18 protein-coding genes and 5 pseudogenes are annotated in these 25,549 nt (G+C 59.7%); 13 read left to right on the top strand and 10 right to left on the bottom strand.

Annotated features, from left to right (window positions below; genetic code table 11):
- Positions 1 to 330: 330 nt before the first annotated feature.
- The 3 genes and pseudogenes from LJU32_18140 (at position 331) to nhaB (ending at position 3,731) form a co-directional block, all read left to right on the top strand.
- Positions 331 to 597 carry a hypothetical protein gene (locus tag LJU32_18140; protein WKV87586.1) on the top strand — a complete coding sequence of 89 codons (267 nt, stop codon included), beginning with the start codon at positions 331 to 333 and terminating at the stop codon, positions 595 to 597.
- 256 nt (positions 598 to 853) lie between these two features.
- A pseudogene (locus LJU32_18135) lies at positions 854 to 2,142 on the top strand (hypothetical protein).
- A gap of 86 nt (positions 2,143 to 2,228) precedes the next feature.
- On the top strand, positions 2,229 to 3,731 hold the full coding sequence (nhaB, locus tag LJU32_18130; GenBank protein WKV87585.1) for a sodium/proton antiporter NhaB: 1,503 nt from the start codon (positions 2,229 to 2,231) through the stop codon (positions 3,729 to 3,731).
- Positions 3,732 to 4,027: 296 nt separating this feature from the next.
- Here the strand turns inward: nhaB and LJU32_18125 are convergent, their stop codons facing one another.
- The 3 genes from LJU32_18125 to gnd are packed head-to-tail and all read right to left on the bottom strand — an operon-like array spanning position 4,028 to position 7,346.
- On the bottom strand, positions 4,028 to 4,849 hold the full coding sequence (locus LJU32_18125) for an HAD family hydrolase (protein WKV87584.1): 822 nt from the start codon (positions 4,847 to 4,849) through the stop codon (positions 4,028 to 4,030).
- Positions 4,846 to 6,369 carry a glucose-6-phosphate dehydrogenase gene (zwf, locus tag LJU32_18120; GenBank protein ID WKV87583.1) on the bottom strand — a complete coding sequence of 508 codons (1,524 nt, stop codon included), beginning with the start codon at positions 6,367 to 6,369 and terminating at the stop codon, positions 4,846 to 4,848. The genes LJU32_18125 and zwf overlap by 4 nt, the downstream gene beginning before the upstream one ends.
- Positions 6,366 to 7,346, bottom strand: coding sequence for a decarboxylating 6-phosphogluconate dehydrogenase (gnd, locus tag LJU32_18115; protein WKV87582.1), 981 nt, complete (start codon positions 7,344 to 7,346; stop codon positions 6,366 to 6,368). Before gnd ends, zwf begins: the two co-directional genes overlap by 4 nt.
- Positions 7,347 to 7,621: 275 nt before the next feature.
- Between gnd and LJU32_18110 the strand changes: the two genes are divergently transcribed.
- The 3 genes from LJU32_18110 to LJU32_18100 all read left to right on the top strand — a co-directional run bounded on the left by LJU32_18110 (position 7,622) and on the right by LJU32_18100 (position 10,158).
- Positions 7,622 to 7,804, top strand: a complete 183-nt coding sequence (locus LJU32_18110) for a DUF6026 family protein (protein ID WKV87581.1) — start codon at positions 7,622 to 7,624, stop codon at positions 7,802 to 7,804.
- A 209-nt stretch (positions 7,805 to 8,013) separates the two neighbouring features.
- A complete protein-coding gene (locus tag LJU32_18105) occupies positions 8,014 to 9,756 on the top strand; it encodes a phosphoethanolamine transferase CptA (protein ID WKV87580.1) in 1,743 nt (580 codons plus the stop codon).
- Between the two features lie 192 nt (positions 9,757 to 9,948).
- Complete coding sequence (locus LJU32_18100) at positions 9,949 to 10,158, top strand: hypothetical protein (protein ID WKV87579.1); 210 nt, start codon at positions 9,949 to 9,951, stop codon at positions 10,156 to 10,158.
- Between the two features lie 180 nt (positions 10,159 to 10,338).
- On the opposite strand, the gene LJU32_18095 is transcribed toward LJU32_18100, so the two are convergent.
- The 3 genes and pseudogenes from LJU32_18095 to LJU32_18085 all read right to left on the bottom strand — a co-directional run bounded on the left by LJU32_18095 (position 10,339) and on the right by LJU32_18085 (position 12,780).
- On the bottom strand, positions 10,339 to 10,836 hold the full coding sequence (locus LJU32_18095; protein ID WKV87578.1) for a GNAT family N-acetyltransferase: 498 nt from the start codon (positions 10,834 to 10,836) through the stop codon (positions 10,339 to 10,341).
- Between the two features lie 197 nt (positions 10,837 to 11,033).
- Positions 11,034 to 11,614 (bottom strand): annotated as a pseudogene (locus LJU32_18090) (DinB family protein).
- Between the two features lie 17 nt (positions 11,615 to 11,631).
- On the bottom strand, positions 11,632 to 12,780 hold the full coding sequence (locus LJU32_18085; GenBank protein WKV91143.1) for a cell division protein ZapE: 1,149 nt from the start codon (positions 12,778 to 12,780) through the stop codon (positions 11,632 to 11,634).
- A gap of 278 nt (positions 12,781 to 13,058) precedes the next feature.
- Between LJU32_18085 and LJU32_18080 the strand changes: the two genes are divergently transcribed.
- Entirely contained in the window at positions 13,059 to 14,525 is a 1,467-nt protein-coding gene (locus LJU32_18080; protein ID WKV87577.1) for a purine permease, read from the top strand.
- 65 nt (positions 14,526 to 14,590) lie between these two features.
- Complete coding sequence (locus LJU32_18075; protein ID WKV87576.1) at positions 14,591 to 15,064, top strand: LEA type 2 family protein; 474 nt, start codon at positions 14,591 to 14,593, stop codon at positions 15,062 to 15,064.
- Between the two features lie 147 nt (positions 15,065 to 15,211).
- On the opposite strand, the pseudogene LJU32_18070 reads toward LJU32_18075, so the two are convergent.
- Positions 15,212 to 16,134: pseudogene (locus LJU32_18070) on the bottom strand (carbon-nitrogen hydrolase family protein).
- An 84-nt stretch (positions 16,135 to 16,218) separates the two neighbouring features.
- Here LJU32_18070 and LJU32_18065 point away from each other — a divergent pair.
- On the top strand, positions 16,219 to 17,133 hold the full coding sequence (locus LJU32_18065) for a LysR family transcriptional regulator (GenBank protein WKV87575.1): 915 nt from the start codon (positions 16,219 to 16,221) through the stop codon (positions 17,131 to 17,133).
- A gap of 6 nt (positions 17,134 to 17,139) precedes the next feature.
- Here LJU32_18065 and LJU32_18060 read toward each other — a convergent pair whose 3' ends face one another.
- On the bottom strand, positions 17,140 to 17,394 hold the full coding sequence (locus LJU32_18060) for a hypothetical protein (GenBank protein WKV87574.1): 255 nt from the start codon (positions 17,392 to 17,394) through the stop codon (positions 17,140 to 17,142).
- A gap of 153 nt (positions 17,395 to 17,547) precedes the next feature.
- Between LJU32_18060 and LJU32_18055 the strand changes: the two genes are divergently transcribed.
- The gene (locus LJU32_18055) at positions 17,548 to 17,865 is read left to right on the top strand and encodes a DUF883 family protein (protein WKV87573.1); all 318 of its coding nucleotides are present in this window, start codon (positions 17,548 to 17,550) and stop codon (positions 17,863 to 17,865) included.
- Between the two features lie 60 nt (positions 17,866 to 17,925).
- Here the strand turns inward: LJU32_18055 and LJU32_18050 are convergent.
- Positions 17,926 to 18,948 (bottom strand): annotated as a pseudogene (locus LJU32_18050) (Ldh family oxidoreductase).
- Between the two features lie 347 nt (positions 18,949 to 19,295).
- On the opposite strand from LJU32_18050, the gene LJU32_18045 reads away from it, so the two are divergent.
- Both LJU32_18045 and LJU32_18040 read left to right on the top strand, forming a co-directional pair.
- Entirely contained in the window at positions 19,296 to 22,094 is a 2,799-nt protein-coding gene (locus LJU32_18045) for a hypothetical protein (GenBank protein ID WKV87572.1), read from the top strand.
- Positions 22,091 to 24,052, top strand: a complete 1,962-nt coding sequence (locus LJU32_18040) for a hypothetical protein (GenBank protein WKV87571.1) — start codon at positions 22,091 to 22,093, stop codon at positions 24,050 to 24,052. Before LJU32_18045 ends, LJU32_18040 begins: the two co-directional genes overlap by 4 nt.
- 72 nt (positions 24,053 to 24,124) lie before the next feature.
- Here LJU32_18040 and LJU32_18035 read toward each other — a convergent pair whose 3' ends face one another.
- Positions 24,125 to 24,394 carry a PepSY domain-containing protein gene (locus LJU32_18035; GenBank protein ID WKV87570.1) on the bottom strand — a complete coding sequence of 90 codons (270 nt, stop codon included), beginning with the start codon at positions 24,392 to 24,394 and terminating at the stop codon, positions 24,125 to 24,127.
- A gap of 152 nt (positions 24,395 to 24,546) precedes the next feature.
- Between LJU32_18035 and LJU32_18030 the strand changes: the two are divergent.
- Positions 24,547 to 25,547 (top strand): annotated as a pseudogene (locus LJU32_18030) (FecR family protein).
- Positions 25,548 to 25,549 lie beyond the last annotated feature (2 nt).

The following is a 25,549-nucleotide window of genomic DNA, read 5'->3' as shown; positions in this document are numbered from 1 at the left end:
TCACCCTAACCCTCTCCCGAGCGAGAGGGAACTGACCGAGGTGTTTGCACGGGGTACGCCGATCTGAAAGACCAAGCCGGACTCGAGTTTGAAAAGCCCACAAATCGGCTCCCTCTCCTCGGGGAGAGGGTTGGGTGAGGGTGAATTCAGCGCGGTGTTCAGACATGGCAGGATCAACGAAACGAACTTACGTTATGTAAAGAACTTGAAATTTGTTTGTTTCACTTGTGACCCGCCCCCGGTTGCGTGCATCAGTACAAGTAACCCGCCGCACGGTAAGCCCAACCGCCGGCACATCACTTGATTGGGCGCTAATAGAGAGAAGACCCCATGACTGCCCCGCTCCGTATCAACGAAGCTCTTTTGATTGCCAACCACGCCTTCAAGCCTTTTCAGTGCGTGGCCTGGGCGCCACAAGACGGCAATGGCGAACTGAGCCTGACCGTCGTCGACCGCACCAACTCCCATATCGGTCGCAAACAGATCCCGAGCAGCGCCTATTCTGACCCGGCGCAACTTGAACAACTGCTGCAGCAGGCCCGCGCCGAGTTGAGCGAAGAAGGTCACACGCTGCAATCGTGGTCGATGCCACACTGATGACAGAACAAGGGCGGATGACGTTAAAGTCATCCGCCCTTTTCATGTGAGATAGCCGTTAGTTCTCGGGTCAGATATTGCTTAAATGCTTGGCTCGCTTGCGACTGGTTCAACAAGACACTGTTCTGGCACAGTGCGACCGTCGTTCTGTTAGTTCTTCCAGTTGTACTTCTCGTGGTTCAGGGATTGAATGTTTCGCTCATGCAGTCAGCCGCCCAATCACTGGGTATCGGCTCACTCGCAAGGAGCCTCGCGCATGTCCACCCTGAACACTTATGCCCTACCTACCGCTTGGAATAATCCGGGATCGCTCGATTCGGCATTCGCTATCGGTGGCGTTGCGCAAGTGTACTTTGCCGGCAGTCTCTCCAGTCTGACCCAGCACGTTACCCTCGATGCACAGGGCCGAATTCTCGTCGCCGCGAAAGTAGGTACAGCCAACGGCAGCCGTTTTGGCTTGGCACGGTTGCTCGCCGATGGCTCCGCCGATTTGTCCTTCGGCCACCAGGGCAGCGTGATCGGCAGCTTCGTCAAAGGTTTCGAAGCCAAGGCCGGCAAGGTCCAGGTGCTGCCTGGCGGAAGAATCCTGTTGGCCGGCCTGCATTATGAAAATACCCATCGCACCCTGCCGGCCCTCGCCATGTTTGATGCCAACGGTCAGCCAAGCCGATCCTTCGGAGATGCCGGCTTCCAGGTCGTGCGCCTGCCCGGCGAGCTGTCCATAGGCACCCGCGACAATTGGTTGCCACCGGGGTGCCGGGCGTCGAGGCTTGTGATTTTGCGGTGCAGGCAGACGGCCGCATTTTGCTGATCGCCAACCATCATTTCAGCCTCGCCGATCACGCCGGGATGCTGATTCGCCTCGAACCCGACGGTGGCCTGGACCAATCCTTCAACGGGCGCGGATTTGTCATGGTCCGCCACCTGCTGCTCAATACCTGGTTGAGCACGCTGCTGTTGAAGCAGGATGGGCGCATCGTCGTGGCCGGCTCGATCGACTTTCCGCAACAGGGACTGCTGGCAGTATATCGACCCGATGGAAGCCTGGACGAGCGCTTTGCGGTTGACGGCTTCATGGCTTTCAAGGCGCAGGGCAACAGCGCTCAGGTCAATCAGATCCTCGAGTCTGAGGACAGGCTTTATTGTTTTGGCAGCAGTCGCGATCCGATCCGCTGCCTGACATTTGTCCTGCACACCAATGGCAGACCGGATTTGCACTGCCACCACGGCCTGCCGCAAGTGTTGGACATTGGCCCCAGCGGTTGCCAATGGAATGCGGCTCAGTTGATGAGCGACGGTCGGATCATCGCTGTCGGGGCAACCATCGGCGGGGTTGAGGCGGATTTCATGGTCGCCCGCTATCAACGCAATGGCAGCCTCGACCCAGAGTTTGGCGAAGGCCACGGCTGGCTGCGCACGCGGTTGGGTAGAAGTCTCGATACGGCGAATTCGTTAGCAGTCCAGGCTGACGGGGCCATTGTCGTCGGCGGGTATTCGCTGGATGGCAATTACCGGGCCTTGGTTGCGCGCTATCTGAATCAATAGTGCGTTCGACAGCCAATGCGAGGGGCCGCTTGATCTTCCCTGAAACATCCGGCAACTTTCGCGCTTCTAAATAAAAGGAGCAGCCGATGTCCGGTTCAATCGCCCAAGCGTTCGCGCACAACTTCCTCGGGCAATCGCCACGCTGGTACAAGGCGACCATCGTCGGTTTTCTCATTCTCAATGCTGTGGTGCTGTTCACCATCGGTCCGGTTGCGGCGGGTTGGCTGCTGGTGATCGAATTCATTTTCACCCTGGCCATGGCGCTCAAGTGCTATCCGTTGATGCCGGGCGGCTTGCTGCTGATTGAGGCGTTGCTGCTGAAGATGACCACGCCGCAGGCGCTTTACGATGAGTTAGTGCACAACTTTCCGGTGATCCTGCTCCTGATGTTCATGGTCGCCGGCATTTACTTCATGAAGGATCTGCTGCTGTTCCTCTTCTCGCGCCTGCTGTTGGGCGTGCGTTCGAAAGCCATTCTGGCGCTGATGTTCTGCTTCTTGTCGGCGTTTCTTTCGGCGTTTCTTGATGCGTTAACCGTGACGGCGGTAATCATCAGTGCGGCTGTCGGGTTCTACTCGGTGTATCACCGGGTCGCGTCGGGCAATGATCCGCGTCAGGACAGCGAGTTCAGTGACGACCAGCATCTACCGTCGCTGCATCATGACGACTTGAATCAATTTCGCGCGTTCCTGCGCAGCCTGCTGATGCATGGCGCGGTCGGCACGGCGCTGGGTGGCGTCTGCACACTGGTGGGTGAGCCGCAGAACTTGTTGATCGGCCACGAGATGGGCTGGCATTTCGGCGAGTTCTTCACCAAGGTGGCGCCGGTTTCGCTGCCGGTGCTGGTGGCAGGTCTGGTCACCTGCGTACTGCTGGAGAAGCTGCGCTGGTTCGGTTACGGCACGTTGCTGCCGGACAATGTGCGCGCTGTGCTGGCCAACTATGCGGCGGAAGACAACGCGAAGCGCACCTCGCGCCAGACGGCGGCTTTGCTGGTGCAAGGTGCCGCGGCGCTGATACTGATCGGTTGTCTGGCGTTTCACTTGGCGGAAGTCGGCCTGATTGGTTTGATGGTGATTGTGTTGATCACTGCGTTTACCGGAATCACTGACGAACATCGCCTGGGTAGCGCCTTTAAGGATGCAATGCCGTTTACCGCGTTGCTGGTGGTGTTTTTCGCCGTAGTGGCAGTGATTCATGATCAGCAATTGTTCGCCCCGCTGATCCAGTGGGTGCTGGCGCTGCCTATGGATCAACAGCCGGGCATGTTGTTTATCGCCAACGGCGTGCTTTCGGCGATCAGTGACAATGTGTTTGTCGCGACCATTTACATCACCGAAGTGAAACAAGCGTTCCTCGCCGGGCACATGAGTCGCGAGCATTTCGAGGCGCTGGCGATTGCGATCAACACCGGGACCAATCTGCCGAGTGTGGCGACACCGAATGGTCAGGCCGCGTTTTTGTTTCTGCTGACCTCGGCGATCGCGCCGCTGGTACGCTTGTCTTACGGGCGCATGGTGTGGATGGCGCTGCCGTATACCGTGGTGATGGGCCTGCTGGGCTGGTACGCGGTGAGCTACTGGCTCTGACAGAACACTGATTGAAACTGTGCAAGCGGGCTTGCTCGCGAAAGCGGTGTGTCAGTGAACTGATTTGTTGCCTGACCCGGCGCCTTCGCGAGCAAGCCCGCTCCCACACTGGTTTTGTGGTTTTGCCGGGATGTTGTGGGCGCCGCTGAAACCTTGTAGGAGTGAGCCTGCTCGCGATAACGGCGGCACATCCACCCTCTCAGTCGCCTGACCCGGCGCCTTCGCGAGCAAGCTCGTCCCACAATGGTTTCCGGTGATCCGAATTCCAGGCAGCCCATATCAGGCTTTGATTTGACTCAGTGCGGGAGGATGTACTTTTTGATCGCCTGGGCCACGCCGTCTTCGGTGTTCGGCGCGGTGACGACGTCGGCCTGGCGCTTAACCGCCTCTTCCGCCTGGCCCATGGCAATCGACAAACCTGCGCATTTGAACATCGCCGGGTCGTTGCCGCCGTCGCCGATGACGGCGGTCTGTTCCAGCGGTACGCCGAGGTACTCGGCAATCGTCGTCAACGCAGTGCCCTTGTTGGCCTCCAGCGCGGTGACGTCGAGATACACCGGCTGTGAACGCGACACCTGAGCCATACCGTTGACCTTGGGCAACAGCTGCGCCTCCAGTTCGATCAACAGTTCTGTGTTGTTGCTGGTCGCGACAATCTTGTCGATCCGCTGCAGATACGGCTCAAAACTCTCCACGACCACCGGCGGGTAACCGAGGCCACTTTGCTCACGCGGAACCATCGGCCCGTGCGGGTCCTTGAGCAGCCAGTCACCGCCGCTGAATACCCAAACCTCGACGTCCGGCTGATCGGCAAACTGCGCCAGCGCAATCAGTGCGGTCGTCGCCGGCAAATAATGCGCGGCCAACAGTGTGCCGTCCGGTTTGACGATGGTGCCGCCATTGAACGCCGCCGTCGGCAGATCAACGCCCAGGGCCTCGATCTGTTGCAGCATGGCTCTCGGCGGGCGTCCGCTGGCGAGGCTGAACAGTACGCCGGCGTCGCGCAATGAGCTCACGGCGTCAATGGTGCGTTGGTTCAGCGTGTGATCGGGCAGCAACAAGGTGCCGTCCATGTCGCTGAGGAGAAAACGGATGGGTTGTTTCGCCAGGTCACTCATCCCAGACCGTGCCAGACGCGGCCATCGCGAGTCAGGAGATCTTCCGCTGCTTGAGGGCCATCGTCACCAGCCGCGTACAACTCGACGCTGGCGTCCTGCTGCCAGGCATCGAGGAATGGCTGCACGGCTCGCCAACCGTTCTCGATATTGTCAGCGCGCTGGAACAGCGTCTGATCACCGGTCAGGCAGTCGTAGATCAAGGTTTCGTAGCCGGTGGAAGGCTGCATCTCGAAGAAATCCTTATACGCAAAACCCAGCTCTATATTGGCCATGTTCAACGCCGGCCCCGGCCGCTTGGCCAGCAGGTCGAACCACATGCCTTCGTTTGGCTGGATCTGGATACGCAGATAAGTCGGCTGCAGCTCATCGACTTCGGTGTCGCGGAACTGCGCGTACGGCGCCGGTTTGAAGCAGATGACGATTTCCGTGTCGCGTACGCTCATGCGTTTGCCGGTGCGCAGGTAGAACGGCACGCCGACCCAGCGCCAGTTATCGATCATCACCTTGAGCGCCACATAGGTTTCGGTGGTGCTGTCGGGCGAGACGTTGGCTTCTTCGCGATAACCGTTCAACGGTGTGCCGTCGCGCTCGCCCGATGTGTACTGGCCGCGCACTGAGTTGGCCCGCGCCTCTTCGGTGGACCAGGGGCGAATTGCCCCCACTACCTTGGCCTTCTCGCCACGCACCGCATCGGCGCCGAATGCGGCCGGCGGTTCCATGGCGACCATGGCCAGCAACTGGAACAGGTGATTGGGCACCATGTCACGCAGTGCGCCGGTGTGTTCGTAAAAACTGCCACGGGTTTCGACGCCAACGGTTTCCGCCGCCGTAATCTGCACGTGGTCGATGTAATGATTGTTCCAGAACGCTTCGAACAGGCTGTTGGAGAACCGGCTGACCAGAATGTTCTGCACAGTCTCCTTGCCCAAATAATGGTCGATCCGGTAGATCTGCTTCTCGGACATGACCTTGAGCAGGCAAGCATTCAAGGCTTCGGCGGTGTGCAGGTCGGAGCCGAATGGCTTCTCGATCACCACCCTTCTGAACGCTTCGGGCGTTTCTTCAAGCAAGCCGGCGCTGCCGAGGCGGCGCACCACCTCACTGAAGAAACGCGGCGCGGTGGCCAGATAGAACACAGCATTGCCAGTGCCGCTGTCGGCGATTTTCGCCGCCAGGGCTGAATAAGTGCTGTCGTCGAGGAAATCGCCCTGGACGTAGCTGATGCCTTTGGCGAGCTTGGCCCACAAGACCGGATCAAGCATCTGATCGCCCTTGCCGACCTTCGCCGCCACTTCGGTGCGGATGAAGTCCTCGAGCTTCTGCGCGAAGGCTTCATCGGTAATGGCGTTGTGATCAACGCCGACGATCCGCAGATTCTCGTCGAGCAGGCCGTCGCGACTGAGGTTGTACAGCGCCGGCATGAGCAAGCGCTTGACCAGGTCGCCGTGGGCACCGAACAGGAACAGCGTGGTCGGTGGTGCGGGTTCTGCCTTGGATTTTCTGCGGATCGTACGGGTCATTTTTTCGCGGTCTCCACGTGGCCGCCGAAGCCGAAGCGTTGTGCCGACAGGATCTTGTCACCGAAGGTGCCTTGCCCGCGCGAGCGGTAACGGGAGAAGAGCGAGTTGGACAGCACCGGAACTGGCACCGCCTGCTCCATGGCCGCCTCGATGGTCCATTGGCCTTCGCCGCTGTCGGCTACCGAGCCGGAGAAACCGTCGAGCTTCGGATCGCTGGCCAGCGCATCGGCAGTCAGGTCCAGCAGCCAGGACGAAACCACGCTGCCACGACGCCAGACTTCAGCGATATCAGCCACGTTCAGATCAAATCGCTGATCTTCCGGCAGGCGTTCGCTGGATTTGGTCTTGAGAATGTCGAAGCCCTCGGCGAACGCGGCCATCATGCCGTACTCGATGCCGTTATGAATCATCTTCACGAAGTGCCCGGCACCGGCAGGACCGGCGTGGATGTAGCCGTGCTCGGCGCGATGGTCGTCGGACTTGCGGTCCTTGGTGCGCGGGATGTCGCCCATGCCCGGCGCCAGCGCGGCAAACAGCGGGTCGAGACGCTGCACGGTTTCAGCGTCGCCGCCGATCATCATGCAATAGCCGCGTTCCAGGCCCCAGACGCCGCCGGAGGTGCCGACGTCGATGTAGTGCAGGCCCTTCTCATTCAGAGTCTTGGCCCGACGGATGTCATCCTTGTAGTTGGTGTTGCCGCCGTCGATGATGGTATCGCCGGGTTCGAGCAATTCGCTCAGGGTGTTGATGGTGTCTTCGGTCGGCGCGCCGGCCGGCAGCATGACCCAGACCGCGCGCGGCTTGTCGAGGCCGGCGACCAGCGCTGGCAAGTCGGCGACGCCAGTGGAGCCCTCGGCGACCAGGTTATCGATGAAAGCGGTATTGCGGTCGTAAACAACGGTGGTGTGCCCGTTGAGCATCAGACGTCGCGCAATATTGCCGCCCATGCGGCCCAGTCCAATAATCCCGAGTTGCATGTGCTGATGCTCCTTACTACAAATAAATGTGTGTCATTGGTTATAGCCCAACGCGACTGATGGAGGTTAGTCCAGAGCGTTGCGATGAAGTTTCCGGGCATTGTGCCCGATCCAGAGTGATAACGCCCCGAATCCTGCCGAAGACACACCGACCATGAAAAATAAAAAAGTTCCCTTTAAGGGCAAAAGAAATCAAAATTGGCGCCGATAGTAAGTCAAGCGCCTCGGCACGAGGAGTGACTTACAGTTGATGCACGCCATTTGCGAGGTGAGCAATGGGCACAGTACACACAGCAATGCCGCCACAAACCCTCTACGTTACGATCCGTCGCGATGAATTGCGCCAGTTGAAAGACGAGCGCGACCAGTTGCAGCACGAATTGGCGCAATTGCGCGCACTGACCCAAGGCTCGCAGCCGCAACCGCGTCCGGTTGTGCAGCGCGCACCGCACGCCTGATCCCCGCTTGCTTCGGGAACGGCCATCGTCGTTCCCGACACGTTGCACCTCTGAACGCCTGATACCCATCAGAAGCGGGCTTAACAAATCTTTCACATGCCCTTGGGGATACTTCGCCCCATTCTGGCCGTACCTGCGCGTACGGCCTCTGTTCGTCGGTGTCATGGAAGCGTTCCGGCGTGGGTTTGATGATTGAGCTGGAGCGCGTAATGGCATTGTTCAAACGCAGCAAAACGACTGCGAGCGGTTTCGACTGGGCCGGATTTATCTGGCTGTTCGTCTTCTTCTGGTATTTCTCGGGTATCACTCAACTGCTGATCCAGCTGACCGGCACATCCGGCTTCACCGGATTTCGTCAGGCGTTCGTGATGAGCGCGCTGTGGCTGGCGCCGATGTTGCTGTTCCCCAAACACACTCGCCTGCTCGCCGCCATCATCGGCGTAGTGCTGTGGGCCTGCTCGATGGCCAGCCTCGGCTACTTCTTCATTTATCAGCAGGAATTCTCCCAGAGCGTCATCTTCATCATGTTCGAGTCGAACGTGTCGGAAGCCGGCGAGTACATGACTCAGTACTTCGCCTGGTGGATGATCCCGGCGTTCCTCGCCCATACCGCGTTCGCTTACTTTTTATGGACGCGTCTGCGCCCTGTTTACATGCCGCGCGGTCGCGCGCTTGTAGCAGCGACGGCGATTGTAATCGCCGTGGTCGGCTACCCGCTGGTCAAGCAGACCCTGCGCATGGGCACCTTCGCCCAAGGCTTCGAGAAATTCGAAACCCGTATCGAGCCCGCCGTGCCGTGGCAGATGGCCGTGGCGTATCACCGCTATCAGGAAACCCTCGGTGACATGCAGGGCATGCTCGACAGTGCGAGCAAGATCCCGCCGCTGAAAAACCTCAATGACGCCTCTGCCGGTCAGCCGGCGACTTTGGTGCTGGTGATCGGCGAATCGACCAACCGTCAGCGCATGAGCCTCTACGGTTACCCGCGCAACACCACGCCGGAACTGGACAAGCTCAAGGATCAACTGGCGATCTTCGACAACGTCATCACCCCGCGCCCCTACACCATCGAAGCGTTGCAGCAAGTGCTGACCTTCGCCGATGAGCAGAACCCGGATCTGTACCTGTCGACGCCATCGCTGGTCAGCGTGATGAAACAGGCCGGTTACAAGACCTTCTGGATCACCAACCAGCAGACCATGACCAAGCGCAACACCATGCTCACGACCTTCTCCGAACAGGCCGACGAGCAGGTGTACCTGAACAACAATCGCAACCAGAACGCCGCGCAATACGATGGCGACGTGATCGAGCCGTTCAACAAGGCACTGACTGATCCGGCTCAGCGCAAACTGATTGTCGTGCACCTGCTCGGCACACACATGAGCTACCAGTACCGTTATCCGCCGACTTTTGACAAGTTTCAGGATCGCCAGGGCGTCCCTGCCGGCGTACGCGACGATCAACTGCCGACCTACAACAGCTACGACAATGCGGTGCTGTACAACGACTTCGTGGTCTCGAGCCTGATCAAGGACTACGCCAAATCTGATCCGAACGGCTTTTTGCTGTACCTGTCCGACCACGGCGAAGACGTCTTCGACTCGGCCGGCCACAGCACGCTGGGCCGCAACGAGAACAAGCCGACCGCGCCGATGTACACCATCCCGTTCATGGCCTGGGCCTCGCCGAAGTGGAAGCAGAACCACGACTGGAACTTCGCTGGCGACCTCAGCCGGCCGTACAGCAGCTCGCAGTTCATCCACACCTGGGCGGATCTGGCCGGGTTGAGTTCGGATGAACTGGATCGCAGCAAGAGTCTGGTCAGCGACAGCTTTGTGCCGCGCAAACTGTTGATTGGTGATCCGTATCAGACGGCGAAACGGTCACTGATCGATTTCAGCTTGATGAAGCCCAAGCAGCCTGCTCCGGGAGAGGTGGCGCAGAAGTAACACGACAAAGGGCCTGCGAGGGCCCTTTTTGTGTGTGCTGATGGGCGTGCTGCGTCGGCACTCCACATTGAAATACCCGGCAATATTTGCCCTTGACCCGCGTTAACCCATTGTTAATGGCCGCAACGCAGACTCTCTTCCGCGGTCTGCTTCACGGACGAACCGACTCCCACTTGTTCAGTAGGAGGCAACATGAAAATCACCCCTTTCATCCTCACCACCCTGCTCGCCCTCGGTTCCACCAGCGCCTTCGCTGAAGGCGGTGCCGAGCGTATGCGTTATTACTACGACAATTTCCCGGTCCAGCGCGCGCAAAGCGAGCAGAAGGCCGACGCCAGCGCGAAGGAAATTCGCGTCCCTGCTGACCAGACGGCGCAGGTGACCGAGTCTTATCGCGACTGAGTTTTATCGAGCAACCGATGGACCTCCCGTGGCTCCGCTCTGGCCCGGGAGATGACAGTTGAGGCGCCCTGATTGGGGCGCCTTTTTTGGTCAGGCAGATTGGGCCAGTTCGATGTATTGCGCCCGACCAACTCGGTCAGTCACCTCTCCCTCTGGGAGAGGGTTAGGGTGAGGGGATTTTCAGGCCTGTAAATCCTTTATCCAGAACAGCATCCGTCCGTGATCCGGATTGAACATCCCCGGTGCAAAGCCGAATTTGCGATACGACCCTTGCGCCACCGCATTGCCTTCCAGCACCTCCAGGGTGATTTTGCAGCAACCGCGCTGGCGGGCGATTTCCTCGACTTTCTGCAGCATTTTCTGGCTTAGCCCCAAGCCGCGGAATTTGCCGACCACCGCGACGTCGTGAACATTGACCAGCGGTTTACAGGCAAAAGTCGAGAAGCCCTCGAAACAGTTGATCAGCCCGGCCGGTTCGCCGCCAACGAAGGCCAGCACGCTGAAAGCATGCGGGCGGCGAGCGAGTTCTTCGGGCAGGCGTTGCAGCAGTTCAGGGGCGATTGGATGACCGCCGCCCATGGGATCTTCGGCGTAGTGGTTGAGCACGATGCCGATGGCTTCGGCGTGCACCGGGTTGCTGTAGCTGGCCTGAAGTACAAGTATTTCTGCGGAATCCATTTCCATCCCCGATAAACAAAGGCCCCGGCGTGCAAGGTGCTTGCTGAAAGGCTGAGGGGACATTAGCTTGGGTGCGCCGGAGAGGGCAACTTGAAAAGCTGAAGATCAAAAGATCGCAGCCTCGTTGCACTCGTCAGCTCCTACGGTCCGATATGTGTAGGGGTTGACGAGTGCAACGAGGCTGCGATCTTTCGCGGTCAGTGGCCCCAGACAAGTTCTTCCGTCCAGCCCAGCTCGGCGAAGTCCTCGGCGCGCAACGCGCTTTCCCTGCACAGAAGAACTCATCCAGTTGCGGTGGCTTCACCGTCGTACCACTGAGCATGGCGTGCACCTGGCCACGATGATGAATCTGGTGTTCGAACAGATGCGAAAGCATGCGCAGGCGGCTGTCATGTTGTGGCGTGTCACGGGCGATGGTGACGATCCTTGGCAGATCGGCATCCCGCAGTTGCTCGCAATAGGCGATCAGACGGCGATCGACGCGAACCTGTTCTGCACGCAGCGCGGCGGCGGTGGTAAACGGCTCGTCCTGATTGAAGAACACATAGCAATCGGGATGCGGCTCGTCACCGCGCAATTCGCGCTCCAATGCGTCGACGTAGAACCAGTCGCAGGTGAGGATGTGATTGAGCGTCAAGCGAATGCTCGGGAAGAAACTCACCCGCGGCGCGACCAGTTCAGCGGCATCGAGCCGGGTCCAGGCCTTGGCCAGGCGATGATTGGCCCAGGCATTCTGGTAAGCCATGGTCAGCAGATGATGGGACAGCGGTTGACTCATGTCGGCGCCCTCTTCTTTCAAACTTCGGCGAAACGCTGCAACTGCATCTCCTGCAACCGGCTGAGGGTGCGGCGGAACGGGAATTCCAGATAGCCCTCGGTGTAGAGCGCGTTCATCGGCACGCTTGCCGCGACGTACAGAGGCACCTTGCGGTCGTAGCATTCGTCGACCAGCGCGATGAAGCGGCGCACGCCATCGTCGTGTACTGACAACTGCGGCAGCTCCCGATCGCCGGCAACGACACGCTCGGCGCCGTCTTCGGTACCGCGCGCAATGCGTCCTTCGCGCTTCTTGGCGCTGAGGTTCGGCACTTCGCTTAACAGGATAGCCCGGTAGCGATCACACAGGGCAATGAAGTCCATGGCGGCGAAAGGTTGTTCGCACAGATCGCTGTAACGGCACCACAGTACGGATTCACTGGCCTGTACCACTTTGAGCATTCGATGGCCCACGGCGACGGGCTCTTCGCTGACAGTCTCATCTGAAGTCAGCGACTGGAACACGGCATCGAGTGCACTCGGCGAATCGGTCGTGCTGACAAAATAGCGCTGCGCGATCGCCCCCGGATGCAAGCGATGGTCCTCGGCGCCATTCACCGCGACCACCTGCATATGCGCCTTGATCGCCGCAATTGCCGGTGTAAAGCGATCACGGTTGAAGCCATCGGCGTATAGATCATCGGGCGGCAGATTGGAGGTGCAAACGATCACCACGCCTTCCTCGAACATCACCTGAAACAGCCGGCCGAGAATGATCGCGTCGCCAATGTCACTGACGAACAGTTCGTCAAAACACAGCACACGCACTTCGCCAGCCAGTTCCTTGGCCAGGGCGCGCAACGGATCGGCGATGCCACTGAGTTGAAACGAACGCTGATGCACCCAGCCCATGAAGTGATGAAAGTGTTGACGCCGCGCCGGCACGCGCAGGCTCTGGTAGAACTGATCCATCAACCAGGTCTTGCCACGACCGACCGGCCCCCACAGATACACGCCGCTGACCGAGCGGGCACCGGCGTGCAAGGCTTCATGGCATTTCTGCAAGGCCCAGACCGCGTGTTCCTGGGCTTCATCCTGAATGAAGCCCTTGTGGTCGACCGCGTATTGCCAGGCACTGAGGGGGAGTCGAAAGTCATGCGCGGGAGTATGCCACGGGCGATTGGCCATTGCTGATCGACGCACGCATGATCGTTCCCGCGCTCTGCGTGGGAATGCCTCAAGGGACGCTCCGCGTTCCAGCTCTGGAAGGGACGCGGAGCGTCCGGGCTGCATTCCCACGCGGAGCATGGGAACGATCAGACCGCTTTCGCGAGCAGGCTCGCTCCCACAAAGGCAGTAAAACCTGACCTTTCAGGCAGTTATTGCTCGTTGCCCTCGCCGCCCGCTTGCGGCATTCTGCGCACCCATTTTCTGACCCGGCCCCGCCTCGCGGCGCGCACCTGACCATGACCGCCTCTGACAAAGCCCCGCGCAACAACGACCTGATCTACGGCCTCAACGACCGTCCGCACCTGACCGCCACCGTGTTCGCCGCGCTGCAACATGTGCTGGCGAGTTTCGTTGGCATCATCACCCCGACCCTGATCATGGGCGGCGCGCTGGGCCTGCAGAGTGAAATCCCTTACTTGATCAGCATGGCGCTGTTCGTCTCCGGTCTCGGCACTTTCGTACAGGCCAAGCGCTTCGGCCCGGTGGGTTCCGGTCTGCTGTGTCTGCAAGGGACCAGCTTTTCCTTCATCAGCGTGATTCTCAGCGCCGGGTTCATGGTCAAGGCGCGTGGCGGCGGTACTGACGAAATCCTTTCGACGATCTTCGGTGTGTGTTTCTTCGCAGCATTCATCGAAGTGGTGCTCAGCCAGTTCATCGGCAAGCTGCGCATGCTGATCACTCCCGTAGTGACCGGCACGATCATCACGCTGATGGGCCTGTCACTGATCAAAGTAGCCATGACCGACATCGCCGGCGGCTTCGGTGCGCCCGACCTGGGCGCGGCCAGTCATGTCTTTCTCGCGGCACTGGTGATCGGCACTATCGTTGTGCTGAACCGTGTCGACGTGCCGTTTCTGCGGCTGGGCGCGATCGTCATCGGCCTGACCCTGGGTTACGTGGTGGCATGGCTGATGGGCACGGTGGATTTTGCCTCGATGCCCGAGGTGCCGCTGGTCAGCGTGCCGGTGCCGTTCAAGTACGGTTTCAACTTCGATTGGGTGGCGTTTGTGCCGGTGGCGGTGATTTTTCTGGTGTCGCCACTGGAAGCGGCCGGTGACTTGACCGCCAACTCGATGATCTCGCGGCAACCGGTCAAAGGCCCACTGTACATCCGCCGGATCAAATCCGGCCTGCTCGCCGACGGTCTCAACTCGGCCATGGCGGCGGTGTTCAACAGCATGCCGATGGTGACTTTCGCGCAGAACAACGGCGTGATCCAGCTGACCGGTGTGGCCAGCCGTTATGTGGCGTTTTTCATCGCCGGGCTGCTGGTGCTGCTCGGTTTGTTCCCGATGATCGGCGCGGTGTTGCAATTGATGCCAAAACCGGTGCTGGGCGGCGCCGAACTGGTGATGTTCGGCACCGTCGCCGTGGCCGGGATCAAGATCCTCGCCGAGGCCGGCCTGCATCGACGCAACATGCTGATCGTGGCGATCTCGCTGGGCATGGGCCTGGGCATCGCGGCGGTGCCGGAAGTCTTGCGCGAACTGCCGCAAGCGCTGCGCAACATCTTCGAATCGCCAATTACTGTCGGTGCGTTGTGCGCTATCGTGCTGAACATCTTCCTGCCGGAAGAATTCATCGAGCTGGAAGAAGACGATTTCGACCCGGAAGCGTCGATTCTGCAGGTCATGGAAAACCCCGACGTCACCGCCAAAGCTGAACCCGGCCAAGCGGCGGCTGTCGCACAGTTGAACCGCTGACGTCGCGCCTCGGAGAAAAGGGCTGCACCGGCAACGGTTCAGCCCTTTTTTGTCGAGAGATTCTTATGCGCCGCGTCCACGCCGTCATCCTGTCGCTCTTGCTGTTGTCCCTCAGTGCCTGCGCGCTGTTTCCCAACCGCGACCCGGTGAACATCAACGTGGTCGGCCTCGAGCCGTTACCGAGTCAGGAACTGGAAGTGCGCTTCGCCATCAAGCTGCGCGTGCAGAATCCCAATGAGACGGCGATCGACTACAACGGCATCGCCCTGGAACTGGAGGTCAATGGTCATTCGCTGGCTTCCGGCGTGAGCGATCAGAGCGGCTCGATCCCGCGTTTCTCTGAAGCCATTGTCACGGTGCCGGTCAGCGTCTCGGCGTTCTCGTTCCTGCGCCAGACCTTGGGCCTGAGCCAGACGCAAAGCCTCGACAACCTGCCCTACGTGCTGCGCGGCAAACTGGCCGGCGGGGTGTTTGGCACAATGCGCTTTACCGACAGCGGCAAGTTGAGCCTGCCCAAGGCGAGCGCGGCGACTTGGTAGTCCGCGGTCCAAATCGGCAGAACAACACACAACCCCTGTGGGAGCGAGCCTGCTCGCGAAGGCGGTGGTTCAGGCAACTGCGATATTCATGGTGCCTACGTCTTCGCGAGCAGGCTCGCTCTCACAGGTTCTCTACAAGTTTCAAGGTCAGGAGTTGAACCGCACCCCCGGCTTCGCGCGCTCATCGACGGTCAACTCGAATACATCCGGCCGCGCATAGTGGCCGACCACATCGTAGTCATACCGCGCGCGGACCAGTTCATCCGTGTCGATCTGCGCCGTCAGCAATCCCGCCTCGCCACGCAGCGGTCCCGCCAGTACATCGCCCATCGGCCCGACAATCACACTGCCGCCAGCAATCAACGGTCGATCACCCGGCCAGTTGGCAATTTCCACCCCAATTCATTCGGCGAGGCCTGCACCTGGCAGGCGCTGACCACGAAACAACGGCCTTCATGGGCGATGTGGCGCATGCTGACCTGCCACATCTCGCGCTCATCAACGGTGGGTGCGCACCAGACTTCGACACCTTTGGCATACATCGCCGTGCGCAGCAGCGGCATCATGTTTTCCCAGCACACCACGGCGCCGAGCTTGCCGACCTGGGTGTCGAACGCCGGTAGCGTCGAGCCGTCACCCTTGCCCCAGATCAGTCGCTCGGTTCCCGTAGGCATGAGCTTGCGGTGTTTGCCGATCAGTCCTGCCTGAGGGTCGAAATACAGCACCGTGCAATACAACGTGCTGCCGGCGCGCTCGATCACGCCGATCACCAGATTGGCCCCGGTGCGCGCTGACAATCCGGCCAGCGCCTCGGTTTCCGCGCCAGGCACATCAATGGCGTTGGCAAAATACCGCGCGAAGGCCTCGCGCCCCTCGGGCAGTCGATAACCCAACTGGGTGCCAAAGCCCTCGCCCTTCGGATAGCCACCGAGCAAGGCCTCCGGCATCACCACCAGCGCCGCGCCGGATTCGCGGATCGCGTCTTCCCAGCTGAGAATCTGGTCGAGGGTTTCGCCTTTGCCGCCGGGCAAGGCGCCAATCTGCAGCGCAGCAACTATGGATTTGGCCATCGTGTTTACTCCATCAGGTTCAGGTGTTGCCGATTCTCCAGCGGCACGCGATCATGAATAAAGCCCTACCCGCTGCTGAATGATATGAGCCAAATGAATATCGCCGACATCGACCTCAACCTGCTGAAAGTCTTCGAAGCGCTGCACGAGGAATCCAGCGCCAGCCGCGCCGCCCTGCGTCTTGGCGTAACGCAGTCGGCGGTCAGCGCGGCGTTGCGTCGCTTGCGTGAGGTGTATGGCGATCAGTTGTTCGTGCGCACCGGGCGCGGTCTGGCACCGACGCTGCAAGCCAATCAGCTGAAACCGGTGATCAGCGATGCCCTGAACAAATGCCGGCAAAGTCTGGCCATGCTTGATCCCGCGGCCAATCAATACGACGGGCGCTCGGTAGCGATTGGTCTGTCAGATGATTTTGAAATTGCCTATGGCCGCCGCTTGATCGAGGAAATCGCCCGTCGCGCGCCAAAGCTGCGGCTGATTTTCCGCCAGACCCACAGCCAGATCGTCGCCCGCGCGTTGATGGAACGCAGCATCGACCTGGCGATCACCGCCGGCGGGTTTGCCGAGCGCCTGCTCAGTCGTCAGGTGCTGGGTGAAGGTGGCTACGCGTGTCTGGTCGATCGCGACAGTCTCGCGCCCGGCCAGCAGCAGATCGAGTTGCAGGAGTTTGTTGCGCGCGAGCACATTCTGGTGTCCTCCGGCGGCTTTATCGGCATTACCGACGAGGGATTGGCGGCAGTGGGATTGAGCCGCCGAGTCTGCGCGTCGACCACGCATTTTGCCGCGCTGCCGTTTCTGCTCAAGGGCAGTCAGGCGGTGGCGACGATCCCGGCCCATGCCGCCGCAAGTATCGCGGCGCTGAGCGGACTGGCGCTGCTGCCCTGCCCTTTGGCTTTACCGCGTTATCCGGTGGAGCTCGGCTGGCGCACCAGCACGCAGATCGATCCGGTGCTGGTCAAGGTTCGCGAGGCGATTGCCGCCACGTTCAGCCAGACGTGAAGTGGTTCACTTGTTCGCCGCCATCAGGCGATTGACTTCGCTGCGCACCATGTTGGCGAACTCCGGCGGCGACATGCCGTCCAGCTCGGCGCGAACCCACTCGGCCCATTTGCCCTTGCGCTTGGAGCGCTCGCCAAACAGACGTGCGGCTTCGCCTTTGGCTTTGCCCAGATTGTTCTGCCAGAGTTCGAACAGACGGGATTTCTCATCTTCCAGCGCGGCGCGCTCTGCGAGGGATTTGTCGGCCAGATTGAAACTCATGGGGATTTGTCCTGCTGCGTAAAATGGCGACATCTTACACGCTTGGCACAAATCTCCGGTGCAGGTTTTCCCTCGTCCGCGAATGACATGCAACTTTTCGCCTGCCGCTACACTCCATTGGTCACTGTCCATTCACCTGCAAGGAGTCACCCAATGGCCCGTAAAACCGCCTCGCAAGCTGCCGAAGAGCAAATCAAGGATCAAGCTTTCAGCGAGCTTCAGGCTCTGATCGAAGAATCGGACAAACTGCTCAAGAGCAGCGCTTCACTGGTAGGCGAAGAAGCAGAAACGCTGCGTGCACAAATCGCCCAGAAACTGCAGCTGGCGCTGGACTCGGTGTCCAGCGTGCGCGACCGCACCAAACCTGCCGTCGAAGCCACAGAGAACTACATTGGTGGTCATCCATGGCAGACCGTAGCGATCTCCGCCGGTTTCGGCCTGGTGGTGGGCCTGCTGCTCGGCCGCCGCTGAGTTCAGCGTCACAAAAAAGCGAACCTTGCGGTTCGCTTTTTTATGCCTGCGCAATCGACTCCCCGCCATTTCGCGCAACTGCCGTAACGTTTGCTCATCCAGGGCGATCCCTTGTGCCGTCGAGCGACTGCGCTGCAGATGCCGTCGATCCCCGGGCAGGCGCTTGAGTCCGACGCCGTGCATCTGCCGCACCAGCTCCTCGCTGCGCCGGGCAAAACTCTGTCCGGCCGCCTTGTCCGGGTCGATCACAATCAATAGCTGACCGGTCCACGGTGTTTTCGCGCCGGGATGATTGGACCAATCGAACTCGAAGGAAAAATTGCCGCCGGTCAACGCCGCCGCCAGCAGCTCGACCATCATCGACAGCGCCGACCCCTTGTGCCCGCCAAATGGCAGCAACGCCCCGCCCTCGAGAATTGCCTTGGGATCCTGGGTCGGTTGACCGAGGCTGTCGACACCAATTCCGGCCGGGAGTTTTTCACCTTTGCGCGCTGCGATCTGCACATCGCCATGGGCAATGGCGCTGGTGGCGAGGTCGAAAACAATCGGCGCGGCATTGGCCCTTGGCGCGGCGAAGGCGATCGGGTTTGTGCCGAACAGCGGCCGATCAGCCCCATGAGGTACGACGCAAGTCATGCTGTTGACCACGCTCAACGCCACCAGGCCTTCATCGGCAAACGGTTCGACATCCGGCCACAGTGCGGCGAAATGGTGCGAGTTACGAATCGCCAACACGGCGATCCCGGCATGACGGGCCTTTTCCATCAGCAGCGGTCGGGCCGCGGCCAATGCCGGCTGAGCAAAACCATTGCCGGCATCGACGCGGACAAACCCCGGCGCAACGTCTTCCACCTGGGGTACCGCATGGCCGTTGACCCAGCCGCTTTGCAGCGTCGAGACATAACCGGGCATACGGAACACGCCATGGCTATGAGCGCCATCACGCTCGGCGCCGGCGCAGTTGGCCGCGAGCACGCGCGCCACTTCGCTGGAAGTGCCGTGCCGCAGAAATATCGTTTCAAGCAATTGCGTGAGTGCTTCGAGGGATAACGAGGACGAGCCCTGATCGTGTGGCGCAGACATCTGAAGCTCCAGAATGATTATTGGAGGGAACAACAGCGTACGGTCGTTTTGCCCACCGATTAACTGCGCCCGGGCTGTCGGCTGTCAACCCTTGGGTTGATCGACCCTGCGGTCGCCGTCCGGATGCACATTCAGCGTTGGCGGGTGCGGTAACTGAATACCGCAAGCGTGGCCGGCCGCGGATTTATGGTTGAGTCCCTGCCCGATGGCGCCCCGTTCAGAGTCCTTATGATGTCCAGTTCGCCCACCCCACTGTTGTTTCCCGACATTTTGAGATCCCCGGCCTGCATCCCGGTCTGGCCAAAGCGCATGGTCTGAACAGCAAAGACTTCAGCTGGCTGGCGCATGTGCGGCTGGCGACCCACGCCCTGCGCAGTGAACAAACCCCGCCAATGCTCGCCGAGCGCATTTTGCTCAACGCCGAAAAGCAATCACCTGTGCCGCTGGCTGGCAGTTTCGTCCTTGGCACCGGACCGGATGACGGCGGGGTGTTTCTCTATACCCCCTACGACGGCTTGAAAAAATTCAGTGACGATCAGGCGCTGACGCAGGCGTTGCAAACGCGCCTGGACAACGCCGATGAAGAGGACGATCTGCTGGCCTTTCTCACGGTATCGATGCGCAAGGAGCTGGTGGAAAAACGCGGCATAACCATGACCCGCGAAACGATCACAGGGGATGTGTTCGACGACCAGTCAACCGCCATCAAAGCGCAATTGGGCGCTTGCGCGAACGATATGCTGGACGAGCTCAAACGCCTGCCTTCGCTCTCCAGCCTGTTGCAAACCATTCTCGATGTACAACTCGAGACGCACTTTGGCGACCTGCAACAATCGGCAACTCGGGTCAGTTTTTACCCGACTACTGCGCAGGCCGCCGGTGAAGTCAGGCAGCCAACCCAGTCGCTGTCGCTGAGTGAAGCGCTGCTGCTGCACTTTCGCCGGCAGGGCTGGCCGCGTGGCCAGACCGTCGAGTTTTCTCACCCCGCCAAGTCAGCCGCCGCAGATGACCAGTCAGCCTGGTCAACTGCGATCAAGTCAGCATCGGGCAAGCTGACCATTCTGCTTTTTCGGCAACTGGAAACGTATTGGAATGCCGCCTCATTCGAGGGCTCCTCACGACGCGCGTTCTTCAGTCGGACGCTGCAGGATCAGGCCCGTGCGGACCTGATGATCAAACGTGAAACGGAAATCCTCTCCGCTGGCGAGTTCGATGCCCTGCATACCTTGATCCGCGAGCCCGCCGTGGCGGTGCAGCGTCCGACCTTTGAAACAGTGTGTTTAAGCGAAGAGACGGCTTCCGTCGAGTTGGCCGGCTCGCTGATGATCAACCACGACAAGGCTTACCTCTACACGCCCAGCCAAGGCATGCAGGTGCTCACAAACTACGTCGATCTCCAGCGGACGCTGACTGCCAAGCTCGCGGCGGTTGGCCATGAGGACGAACTGTACGGGCTGATGAGCCTGGAGGAACGCAATCGCTATCTGGGTTTCACCCACGCTCGGGTATCCGGTGAAAACATCGCCGGCGAGATCATGACCACGCTGTTCGAGGCGATCATTACCAAACAACGGCAGAACGTCGAATTTGCCTTGCAGTGTTTTCGCCAGAGCGAGCGTGCCACCGACATTCATGCGCTGTTCGACAAGGCGCTGGATATCCGCTCGATGATTCACCAACGTCTGCTCAACATTGACGTCCACGCGCGCTGGAGCACCCGACCGCTGTTTTCCAGTACTCCACCGGCCTCGCGTGTCCAGGCAGACAAGGCCAGGCAACTGACACGAAGCCTGAACGCCACTTTGGACAGTCTCGCCAGCAGCTTTGTAGATCAGCCAACCCTGACCGGCGACGATCAGCGAGCCTTTGTGCAAAGCATTCGCTGGAAGCTGGCGCGAGCATTCGAGGATGGCCTGCGCAGTGAAGCGCAGATGCGTGGCCTCAAGGATTCTTCGCCAGGTATTGACCGCAAGATTGTCGAAACCGTCTTCGATGCGAGGCGCACGACACGTAACGATCGTCAGTCAATCAACGGTTTCCGTCCGGACGCCTGGTCACTCTCGCTGACCTGCTCTGGCCAAAGCGGTGCGCTACCGCTTGCGTATTGTCTGCTGATGACCGAACGCGGAGGAATGGATAACGCGCATTCCGGGCACTGCGTGCTCTGGACACCGACCGCAGGCCTGGAGTCGTTCAAAGACATCGACACTGCGCGCACGCAATTGCAACGCCGACTGGACGACAACAACCAGAGCCACACACTGTTGGAAAATCTGCCGCCAGCGCAACGTCGACTGGATCAGCAATACACGCTCGGCACTTTTCAATTGATCGAAGGCAGCGTCGCAAGCGAGCGCATGCAATCGGCCATTGAACATTACCTGGCGGAGTGTGAGCTGTTGCGCACGTGTATCAAGGACAGACAAACGCTTGCAAACTTCCTGGACTGCATGAAAACCAAGGGTATCAATACCAATCTGCGTCGGGCCATTGACCTTGCGCAAACAGTTTCCACTCACCTGGACTACCCCGACTGGTTGCGCATGGCGCCCATAACAGAGCAACGCACACACCTTGCGCTGCTGGATGAAGTGCGTCGCGCGTTTCTTGACGGCAAGGATTTTCTCGACGACGTTCCGGCCTTGGCCACCTATGTCGAGCAGACCCTCAAAACATTGCTCGACGCCAGATTTCCCGACAATGGGCTAACGCCTCAGGACATCTTGATCACGCCCAACCTGACCCTCGCCGGACCTGCATGCGATCTGTTGGAGTTTGCCCTGCATCATTACAACGTTGTGCAAGGCACCGGTTTCAAAGTGGCCTCGAAAACCGCCACGGTATTACCGGAAAAACTTGACCCGGCCGCCGTGCGCCAACTGTTGCAGTCGCTGGAGGTGGCCACAACCTACACGAGCAAAGTGACCGAAGCACTGACAGCGGACAATGACGCTGCGCGCGCGCGCAAACAACGGTTCTTCCGTCAGTTGCCCTGGCAGTTGATCCAGCACGCACACGCGTTGAAGTTACAACAACAACTGTCAGATACCGGCTACGACTATGTGTGCCAGGTGCTCGATATGCCGGACGGGATGGCGCGTACGATGGTCGAGGGTGCCGATGCGATTGTCAGCCCCTGGCGTTGATCAAAACCGCGCACGCCGATCCCGTCGAGGCGCTGGGCATGTATGTCTTCGGGCCTGGCGCAGGAACAAGCGGCCCACGGGTGCTCTATGCGCCCTACTCCAGGTTCGTATTTCGCGAGTTCGAGAATCAGAGCCAGTTGATCGATGCGCTGAACACTCCCGGGCATTTTCAGGATCTGGTGATCCGGCGCCTGCCGGTCCCCCAGCAAAGTGTCTTCAAGAATTTATTGAACACCACAATCGGCCAAACCAGCGAAATCACCCTTCAGGACACCGCCATCAAAGGCAATGCACTGGAGCGATTCCACAAAGATACCCTCAGCCTCTTGCCGCGACTGCTGAGTAGCCAGCCGCAGATCAACGCCCAGTCCGATTGGGAAGCAGCCAAGGTTCTGTTCAGCCACGGGGTCCGCCTGGTTCCGCATTTGCTGCCAGGAAAACTGGCGTCGCTGTTTTTCCTCTGGAAAAGCTACCAGGACTTCAAGGAGTCGGCCGATGACCTTCAGGATCATCACTGGGCCAACGCTCTCAAGAGTTTTATTGCCGGTGCCATCTCCCTGTTGAGTCTGGGGCGCGTGGCTTGGGATCCGGAGCGCGAAGGCGCAACGTCCGAATTCGCCGCTGAGCCAGTGTCAACCTCGTCGACGCCGACTAAGACCCGAACAGAGACGCCGGTGAAGGCTGTCTCGCGCTGGTCCAGAGTCCCGCCAGCGACGTCCTCTCGCGCCAATCTGCAACGCTTCGAAACTGCCACCGCGCTGGAAGACCTCAAGCTGGAGAGCAATAAACTGGTGTACGCCGACGCGTCGAAATTGCATCAATACGCAGCGATTGCCGGCAAGGTCTATCCGGTAGTGCAATCGGACAACGCCTGGTTTGTGCGCAAACCGGATGGCGGCGAAGGGCCGGCGCTTGAACAGAAAAATTCCAGGCTGGTTGTTGCACGCCCAGGCCATTCCATCCAGCGCTGCCGATCAAAACGCGGCAAGATGCAGCAAGAAGAAGTCGAGCGCAGCCGCTCAATCCTGATGTACGTTCAGGCCCAGGGCATGACACAGATCCATCGGCGATATCCGGCCAGGGCCTTCGTCATACAGCAGGCAGTCGGCCGGGCGCGAACCTATGCCCTGAACTGCCTGCATAACTTCGTCGTGCATCGCGACAACCTGGGTGGCACCCGGGTAGAAACAGTGCTCAGGCAGTTCTTCGAAGTGCCGCAAGTGACTTCCTTCCTGCTGCGCAAGATCGAAAAGGTGATTCTGCCGATTTGTCGCGAGCTGACCGATCCGAAAGACGATCTGCTCTATACCGAACGGTTTTTCGCCGGGCTCAATGCCTACTATGACGACGACACCGTGGCCTTTGTGTTCAAAGAGGACAAGCGACGGATTGTCCACCTGACCGAACATTTCTTTAATCCGGACATGGATGCCTATACGCCTGTGTTGCCTGCCAGGTTCAACGTTGATTCCCACGCTCGTGCGGTCACGTTGATCCACGAGCTGTCGCATCTGATTTGCGACAGTGAAGACTTGGCTTCCGTCGAAGCGAGGGCGCCTTACACGAATCTCATTGACACGACTTCCTCGGACGGGCAGCTGATCAAAGCCGACCTTGAACGTCTGCGCAAGTCCCTGTCGAGATCTACGCCGCCGTCGCGTTTGTTCACCGGAATTGGCCCGAACGGGAAACGGATGGATCTGGACCAATTGCCACTGCAGATCAACGAGTACAAGAAGCTTCTCAAACTGACGAAAACCACAACGCTTGCCGATGCCCGCAAAGTTTTTCGCAATCCGCTTGGGGTTGAGCCGCGCATCGAGGTGATTCTGGCCAATGCCGACTCGATCGCGCTGCTGATCAGCGAACTGGGGCAAGTCCTTGATCCGCTCCCGGCGCCTATTCCCTTACCGGCACCTGAAACAAGCGGGACATCATCCCCGCCGTCATCTTCATAAACGCTGTTACAAAAAATGCGCTGGCTCGACGCCAGCGCATTTCGTACATACAGCAAAGGTTGTAACGGTGCGTTAATCCTTCTGATCACGCAGCACGTTGCCCGACGCCCCATCGATGCGGAATTCGTAAACGCTGCCATCGGCCTTGCGCCCTTCGCCTTCCCAGTAACCGTCATTGTCGGCACCGATCTCATAGAGCTCGACATAACCGGCCTTGGTCTTGGCGACTTCGATGGCTTTTTCGATGGTGATCCAGCCTGCGCCTGGCTTGTCCGCGAGAGCGGCACCGGCGCTGAGCAAACCGGCGGTGGCAATCAGGGCTGCGAATGTCTGTTTGATCATTTTTTCACTCCATTTATGGATAGTAGGCAGTTGCTTCCTGTTTTTTGGGCGCCACAGGGAAAAATAAGTTCCACGTTGATGGGTAAATGCCATGACGGATGTTCTCGGCAGCCTGCCGGCGAGGTTAGAATGAGCGAAATCAGGACGAGTCAATGACCCAAGACACTCTCTCGGAAGCCGAATACGATGCGATCACCGATGCCGCCGCGCACTGGTGCATGCGTCTGCACGCCGCTGACTGCACGGACGAGGAGCGTCGCGCATTCCAGGAATGGCACGATGCCCATCCCCTGCACGCCTTCGAATACGAAGCGATGCAGGAAATCTGGGAAGTCGCCGGGGACCTGCCTCGAACCGAACCGGGGAGCTGGTCGCGCAACGCAAACCGTCGCGTCCGTGGCGCAAGTTCGCGGTCATCGCTGGCACCTGTGCGCTAGCCTTGCCACTGGCGGGCTACAGTGGCTGGAGTCTGGGCTGGTTGCCCGACAGTTATCAGCATTACGCCGCGACCGACAGTGTGCGTCATGTCACCCTGAGTGACGGCAGCCAGCTGGAACTCAACCTGAACACCGACCTGACCTTCAGCAATTACAAACATGAACGTCGCGTGACCCTGAACAAGGGCGAGGCGTTTTTCCATGTCAGTCACGACACCGTGCATCCGTTCGTGGTGCGCGCCGGCGAAGGCAAGATTCGCGTCACCGGCACCCGGTTCAATGTGTGGATGTATGAAGATCAGGTCCGCGTGAATCTGGTCGAAGGTTCGGTGCTGGTCAGCAGCAATCGTGATCTGCCGGGTGACGGTTTGCGCCTGACGCCTTCGATGCAGGCACGCTACCGGCATGGCGATTACGCCCCGCAAATCAGCCAGACCTACCCTGGCGACACCTCGCTGACCTGGCGCAGCGGCCGACTGGTACTCGACAACCTTGCCCTGCACGACGCCCTGCCGCTGATCAACCGATACCTCGACAAACCGTTGATGCTGGCCGACACCGGTACCGGCGCGATTCGCGTGGGCGGCGTGTACAACATCAAAGAGATGAACAACCTCGCCAACAGCCTGCCGAAAGTGCTGCCGGTCTACCTGACCCGCAACAAGGAAGGCAACCCGGTGATCAATTCGATGCCGCAACGCCCCTCCAAAAGCTGAAG

This window comes from Pseudomonas sp. B21_DOA, assembly GCA_030544685.1.
GTDB classification, from domain to species: Bacteria; Pseudomonadota; Gammaproteobacteria; order Pseudomonadales; family Pseudomonadaceae; genus Aquipseudomonas; species Aquipseudomonas fluorescens_AO.
The sequence above is the reverse complement of the archived record's forward strand: the minus strand, read 5'-3'. Positions and strand labels throughout refer to the sequence as shown.